This window comes from Actinomadura sp. KC06 (assembly GCF_004348735.1).
GTDB lineage: Bacteria > Actinomycetota > Actinomycetes > Streptosporangiales > Streptosporangiaceae > Spirillospora.
In genome coordinates this window covers 1-6,818 of sequence record NZ_SMKT01000273.1, presented here as the reverse complement: position 1 = coordinate 6,818, position 6,818 = coordinate 1, and the positions used below count along the sequence as shown (strand labels likewise).

General features: G+C 74.3%; 5 protein-coding genes and 1 pseudogene. 2 read left to right on the top strand and 4 right to left on the bottom strand.

The window, feature by feature from the left end; genetic code table 11:
• Positions 1-683: MFS transporter (locus E1287_RS41095; RefSeq protein WP_131971213.1), on the top strand; the 683-nt coding region annotated here is incomplete at its 5' end.
• Positions 684-751: 68 nt separating this feature from the next.
• A complete protein-coding gene (locus tag E1287_RS41090) occupies positions 752-2,557 on the top strand; it encodes a serine/threonine-protein kinase (protein WP_131971211.1) in 1,806 nt (601 codons plus the stop codon).
• Between the two features lie 54 nt (positions 2,558-2,611).
• On the opposite strand, the gene E1287_RS41085 is transcribed toward E1287_RS41090, so the two are convergent.
• From E1287_RS41085 to E1287_RS44425, 4 genes and pseudogenes are all read right to left on the bottom strand, one after another.
• Positions 2,612-3,562: an electron transfer flavoprotein subunit alpha/FixB family protein gene (locus E1287_RS41085; RefSeq protein WP_131971209.1), complete on the bottom strand. Its 951-nt coding sequence runs from the start codon at positions 3,560-3,562 to the stop codon at positions 2,612-2,614.
• Positions 3,563-3,585: 23 nt separating this feature from the next.
• Positions 3,586-4,368 carry an electron transfer flavoprotein subunit beta/FixA family protein gene (locus E1287_RS41080; RefSeq protein WP_131971207.1) on the bottom strand — a complete coding sequence of 261 codons (783 nt, stop codon included), beginning with the start codon at positions 4,366-4,368 and terminating at the stop codon, positions 3,586-3,588.
• A gap of 157 nt (positions 4,369-4,525) precedes the next feature.
• The gene (locus E1287_RS41075) at positions 4,526-5,842 is read right to left on the bottom strand and encodes a hypothetical protein (protein ID WP_131971205.1); all 1,317 of its coding nucleotides are present in this window, start codon (positions 5,840-5,842) and stop codon (positions 4,526-4,528) included.
• Between the two features lie 49 nt (positions 5,843-5,891).
• Positions 5,892-6,818 (bottom strand): annotated as a pseudogene (locus tag E1287_RS44425) (hypothetical protein); the annotation flags it as partial.

Genomic DNA, 6,818 nt, shown 5'->3' with positions numbered 1-6,818 from the left:
CGATGAACCCCAGGACGCCGACCAGGTACACGGCGCGCCGCCTGCCGCCCGCCGTGTACCTGGTCGGCGTCCTGGGGTTCATCGCGTTCATGGCCGAGGGCACGATCGCGGACTGGAGCGGGCTGCTGCTGCACGACGAGATGGGCGCGACCGAGGCCGTGGCCGCGGCCGGGTACCCGATGTTCGAGCTGGCGATGCTGCTCGGACGGCTCGTCGGCGACCGCGTCCGGATGCGGGTCGGCACCCGCCGGCTGCTGGCCGGCGCGGGGCTCGGCACCGCGCTCGGGATGACCGTCGTCGTGCTGGCGCCCGCGCCGTCCGTCGCGATCGCCGGGTTCTTCGTGACGGGGCTGGTGGTCTGCACGGTCGTCCCGACGACGATCTCGCTGGCGGGGACCGCGGCGCCGGACCGTCCCGCGGCGGCCGTCGCGCAGGTCGGCGCGATGGGCTACGGCGGGCTGCTGCTCGGCCCGGTCGTGGTCGGGTTCCTGGGGGACGCCACGTCCCTGCGCGTCGGCGTCGGCACGGTCGTCGTGCTGGCGCTGCTCGTCGCCGCGGGCGCCCGCTACGTCCCGCTCGGCGCCGGCGGCGACGTCGCCGCGCAGGCCGATGTCCCGGTGGACGCGGGCCACACGGACGCGGGCCGCGCGGGCGACGCGCGGCCGGAGCCCGTCGCGGCCTGACCTTCCTGGTCCGCCGCGCGATCCGATATAACCCCATCGGTGTTCTTTCCTGGCGATGGGGGCGGCGGATGAGCGAGTGGCGGGTCCCGGGCTACACGGAGCTGCGGGTGCTCGGCGAGGGCGGGCAGGGCCGCGTCGTGCTCGCGCGGCACGACGCGACCGGCCTCCCGGCGGCGATCAAGTACCTCGCGGAGTCCCTCGCCGGGGACGAGGGGTTCCGCACGCGGTTCCGCGCCGAGGCCGGGCTGCTGCGGCGGCTGCGCAACCCGTTCGTCACCCAGCTGTTCGGGCTGGTCGAGGCGCCGGACGGCGCCGCCATCGTCATGGAGGCGGTGGACGGCGCGTCCCTCAAGGCGGTGCTCGCCGAGCGCGGGCCGCTGGAGCCCGAGGCCGCGCTGACCGTGCTGAAGGGCTCGCTGATGGGCCTGGCGGCGGCGCACGACGTCGGGATCGTCCACCGCGACTACAAGCCCGCGAACGTGATCGTGCGCGGCGACGGGCTGAGCAAGCTCATCGACTTCGGCATCGCCGTGGACGCGGGCGAGTCCGGACGGTCGGGCACCCCCGTCTACATGGCGCCGGAGCAGTGGCGGGACGAGCCCGCCTCCCCCGCCACCGACGTGTACGCGGCGGCGTGCGTGTTCTTCGAGTGCGTGACGGGCCGTCGGCCCTACACGGCCGAGGACCAGGCCGGGCTGATGGGCCGCCATCTGACGGCGCCGATCCCGGTGGAGGCGGTCCCCGAGCCGCTCCGCCCGCTGATCGAGCGCGGGCTGGCGAAGAACCCGTGGGACCGTCCGCTCGGCGCGTCCGGGTTCGTCGCGGAGCTGGAGTCGGTCGCGGCGGGCGCGTACGGGCCGGGCTGGGAGGCGAAGGGCGTCCGGACGCTCGCGGGGGCGGCGGCCGCGCTGTCCATGCTGTTCCCGCTCACCGCGCTCGGCATCGCGTCCGGCGGTGCCGCCTCGGGCGCCGCGGGCGCCGCCGGAGCCGGAGCCGCCGGCGCGGGCGCGGGGGGCGCGGGCGGAGCCGGGGCCGCGGGCGCGGGCGCGGCGGGCAAGGGCGGCGTCCTCGGCGCGCTCGGCGCGAAGGGGACGGCCGCCGTCGCGGGCGGAGCCGCCGCCGTCGCCGCGGGCGGCGGCGCGGCGGTCTACGTCGCCACCGCCGACGAGACGCCGAAGGCGAGGCCGATCGCGGCGCAGCTCGTCGCGCTCAGCGAGCCGCGCCAGGACATGGGCCGCGGGATGACGTTCCAGGCGCAGGGGCAGATCGTCCGGGTCACGGGCGGCGACGCCGCGCTCAACCGGAAGATCAACCAGGCACTGCGGGCGCCGCTCGAACAGCGCTGGGCGAAGACCAGGAACGGGCTGAAGGACATCGGCAGGGGCCCCTACACCGACATGGTGCGACCGCAGATCCTGATGCGCACCGACCGGCTGCTGTCAGTCTGGTACACGGTCTCGTTGCAGGGGGAGCGCGGCTCGGGCTGGGACAACCCGGCCGCCGCCGTCGTCGACCTGCGGACCGGGACGCTCTACCGTCCGCCCGGGCTGTTCCGCGCCGCGACCCCGCAGGCGCTCGCGCCGCTCGACACGCGGATCGAGGCGAACATGCCCGGCGGCGGCTACTGCGGCGGCAACGCGGACCAGGCGGCTCCGCCGGGCGGGGCCGACACCCCGTCCAAGTACGTCAACACCGCCGACATCGCGATGGCGCTCACCCCGAAGGGCGTCCGGGTCGCGTTCCACGCCGGGCTGCTGGGCTACACCATGGCGTGCGGGACGCAGGACGCGGTCGTCCCGTACGGCGAGGTGAGCGGCCTGCTGAAGCCCGAGCTGCTGTCGGCCGTCCGCTCCCCGTCGCCGGAACGTTCCTGAGACGCGAAGCGCCCCGGCGACGGGTCCGTCGCCGGGGCGCGCTCGCACACCCGATCACTTGCGCTTGGTGATCTCCTCGGTGAGCTGCGGCGCGACCTGGAACAGGTCGCCCACGACGCCGTAGTCGACGAGCTCGAAGATCGGCGCCTCGGGGTCCTTGTTGATGGCGACGATGGTCTTCGAGGTCTGCATGCCGGCCCGGTGCTGGATGGCGCCGGAGATGCCGACCGCGATGTAGAGCTGTGGCGACACGGTCTTGCCGGTCTGCCCGACCTGGAACGAGTGCGGGTACCAGCCCGCGTCGGTCGCGGCCCGGGACGCGCCGACGGCGCCGCCGAGCGAGTCGGCCAGGCCCTCGATGATCGAGAAGTTCTCGGCGCCGCCGACGCCGCGTCCGCCGGACACGACGATCGCGGCCTCGGTCAGGTCCGGGCGCTCGCCCTTCTCCTGGACGACCTTCTCCACGACCTTCGCGGCCTTGTCGGCGTCCGACAGCGCGACCGTCACCTGCTCCTCCGCCGGAGTCGCGGCGTTCACCTCGGGCGCGACCGAGTTCGGCCGGACGGCGATGATCGGCGTGCCGGTCCGCACCCGGGCGTGCGCGATGATGCCGCCGCCGAAGATGGAGTGCTCGGCGACGAAGCCGTCGGTGACGTCCACGACGTCGGTGAGCACGCCGGAGCCGGTCTTCACCGCGAGGCGTCCGGCGATCTCCTTGCCCTCGGCGGTCGCGGCGACGAGCACCGCGCCCGGGGACTTCTCGCTCACGAGCTGCGCGAGCAGCGCGGCCTTCGGCGCGACGACGTAGGAGGTCAGCTCCTCGTCGGCGGCCACGTACACCTTGCCCGCGCCGTACTCGCCGAGCTTGTCCTTCGCACCCTCGTAGCCGGGGCCGACCCATACCGCGGCGGCCTCGCCGAGCCTGTTCGCCAGCGTCAGCAGTTCGAGCGTGACCTTCTTGACCTCACCGTCGACATGGTCGACGAGGACGAGAATCTCCGCCATTGTTCGCTAATCCCCTTCCCCGGTCAGACGAACTTCTTCGACGCGAGGAACTCGGCGATCTTCGCGCCGCCGTCGCCCTCGTCGGTGACGATCTGACCCTTCGCGCGCGGCGGCGCCTCGGCGAAGTCGACCACCTCGGTGGCCGCGTTCGCCAGGCCGACCTGGCCCGCGTCGATGCCGGCGTCGGCCAGGCCGAGCGTCTCCACCGGCTTCTTCTTGGCCGCCATGATCCCCTTGAACGACGGGTACCGCGGCTCGTTGATCTTCTCGACGACGCTGACCACGGCGGGCAGGGTGGCCTCGACGCGGTCGAAGCCGTAGTCGGTCTGCCGCTGCACCTTGATGGACGTCCCGTCGATCTCGACCTTGTTCGCGAGCGACAGCTGCGGGACGCCGAGCCGCTCGGCGAGCATCGCGGCGAGCATCCCGGTCCGCGCGTCGGTGGACTCCGACCCGAGGATCACCAGGTCGAACCCGGTGCGGCCGAGCGCCTGCTGGATCGCGTAGGACGTCTGCAGCGCGTCGGAGCCGGCGAGGCCGTCGTCGACGAGGTGGACGGCCTTGTCAGCGCCCATCGCCAGGGACTTGCGGATGGACTCCGAGGCCTTGTCGGGGCCCATGGACAGAACGGTCACCTCGCCGTCGCCCTGGGCCTCCTTGATCCGCAGCGCCTCCTCGATGGCGTACTCGTCGAGTTCGTTGATGACGCCGTCCGCCGCGGCGCGGTCCAGCGTGCTGTCATCGGACTTCAGCTTGCGCGGGCTCTCCGTATCGGGAACCTGCTTCACCAGGACGACGATGTTCATGGCCGGTGGCCGACCTCCCTGCACTCAGTTGGCCGCTGAGGTCAGCGGCGGATTCGATGTCACAGCCTGCCAAACACCCGAACGGGCTTCGGACCCGGGTCCCGGATTCGGCCATGCCCCTCGATGTTACTCGCGGGTAGTGCCCGGGCAAAATTCACTAGAACCGGTTCACGGCGGTCTGCAGCCGGTCCATCGTGCCCTCCAGCGAGCTCTGCAATCCGTACATCGGGGAGAAGCTCGGCGTCAGCGACAGCACGCCGAACACCGCCGCCAGCGCCAGCACGCCGAGGACGATCCCGGCCGCCGCGATGCGCCTCGGCCTGCGCGCGACGGACAGGAACATCCGCTCGAGCTGGCGTCGCGGGCCGCTGACGCCGGGGGCCGTCCACAGCACGGCCGCTCCCGTCCCGGCGCCGAACGCGCAGGCGCTGAGCGAGTCGATCTCCCCGCCTACCGCCGACACCGCGACGAGCCCGAGCGGCACGGCGACCGTGAACGCCGCCGCGTACGGGACGGTCAGCAGCGTCCGCCCGAACGCCCACGCCCAGCCGCGCGCCGTCGTCCCCGCGACCCGCAGCAGCGTCACCGCGCCCAGCGACAGGACGAGCCCGGCGATCGGCGCCATGATCGCGATGCCGACCGCGATCACCACGACCATGGCGGCGAGCAGCCGCGCCCAACCCTTCGCGACGGCCAGCTCATGCGCGTCCGCAGCCGTCGCGGAGGCGGGCGTGGGCGGGCGCGGTGCGGCCGGGGGTGCGGCAGGCGGCGGCACAGAGGCCGGTGGTTCGGGACGCCGCGGTGCCGGGGCCGTGGGCATGGTCAGGCGGGACGTCGCCTCGGCCAGTTCGTCCGCCGAGGGACGGGCGTCCGGGTCTGGGTCTGCGGCTGCGACGACCAGGGGGCGCAGGCCGGTGGGCAGGTCGTCGGCGGGTGCCTCGTGGTCGCCGGTGGCGGCGAACGTCACGGTCGCGGCCCATGCCCGGACGTCTCCGCCGGCGGTCGGGCTTCCCGTCAGCGCGAAGTCGACGACGACCGGCGCGCCGTCCACGACGAGGACCGTCTCCGGTCCCAGCTCGCCGTGCGCGAGACCGGTCCGGTGGATGGCGGCGAGCGCCTTGGCCAGCCCGAACGCCATGCGGTGCAGCGCGTCCCCGGACATCGGCCCCTGCTCGGCGACCGTCTCCGCCAGCGGCCGTCCGGGGACGAACCGGGACACCACATACGGCCGGGACGCGGCGGAGTCGCCGTCCAGGACGTCCACCACGTAAGGGCTGAGGACCTCGCGCATGCGGGCGATGTCGGGGCCGGCGCCCGGCGGGAGCAGCCTGATCGCCACGTCGCGGCCGTCGGCCCCCGCGGCGCGGTGGACGACGCCGCCGGAACCGGTGCCGCCGGAACCGGCGCCGCCGCCCAGCCGGGACAGCAGCCGGTACGGACCGATGTGCTCCTGGTGGCCGATCTCGCCGCTCATATAGCACGCCACCCTACCGACCGGAGGCGCTCTGCCGGGTTGCGCCCAGTCACATGCCCGGGAGGCCGTACACCAGGTCGCGGACGTCGGCGCGCAGGCTCTCCAAATCCTGGCCCATGCCGTCCAGCGGGGTGGTGTCGGGCGGCTGCTCCTGGGACAGCACGACCAGCACCACCGCGAAGATCCCGACGATCAGCGCGCCCGCAAGCGCGGCCTCCGTGCGCGGGAAGATCGCGCCCCAGACCCGGGCGAGCTGCCGCCGGGGCGCGCCGCTGCCCGGCGCGAGGCAGAGCAGCCCGATCACCGCCATGGCGGAGTACGCGATGGCGTTCGAGGCGGTCATGTCGGACTTGGCGAAGATCAGCACGCCAAGCATGATCAGCCCGGCGATGAAGCTGAGGGACGTCCACAGCACCGTGGACATCAGCGCGCCGGGCAGGTGCAGCGGCGTCCTGAACGCGGCGGCCACGGCGTCGCCGGAGCGCGGTCCGCGCCGCGTCTGCCGTCCCTCCATGCCCTTGGCGGCCTTGTCGGCCATCCGCAGGACGAGCACGCCCGCGACGGTGGCGCCGACCGCGAGCAACGGCGCGATGTCGGCGAAACCGAGCAGCGCGACAAGGACGAGGAAGCTGAGGACCCGGTACCAGCCGTAGGGCTTGCGGCGGTCGCGTTCGGCCCGTGCCCGCTCCTCGACGCGGCGCTGCGCGTCCTGCGTCTGCGGGTCGTAGGGGCCCGGGCCGCGTTGCAGCGCGCCCGGCGGCGGCTGGTTCGGCGGCGCGTACTGCGGCGGGTATCCGCCCTGGTCGTACGGGCCGGGCGGGGCGTAACCGCGCTGCTGGAACTGCTCGCCCGCCTTGTAGGGCGCGGGGCCCGGCGGCGGGACGGGCGGCGGCGCGGCGGGCGGCAGCTGCCCGACGAAGTCCCTCGGCTGCGCCGGGGCTGGGGCGGGCGGGGGCGCCGGCCCGGCCACCGGGTT

What these genes read in the sequence shown, in the direction of transcription:
- E1287_RS41090 (WP_131971211.1), top strand. Translation starts at nt 752, where the DNA reads ATGAGCGAGTGGCGGGTCCCGGGCTACACGGAGCTGCGGGTGCTCGGC.
- E1287_RS41085 (WP_131971209.1), bottom strand. Translation starts at nt 3,562, where the DNA reads ATGGCGGAGATTCTCGTCCTCGTCGACCATGTCGACGGTGAGGTCAAG.
- E1287_RS41080 (WP_131971207.1), bottom strand. Translation starts at nt 4,368, where the DNA reads ATGAACATCGTCGTCCTGGTGAAGCAGGTTCCCGATACGGAGAGCCCG.
- E1287_RS41075 (WP_131971205.1), bottom strand. Translation starts at nt 5,842, where the DNA reads ATGAGCGGCGAGATCGGCCACCAGGAGCACATCGGTCCGTACCGGCTG.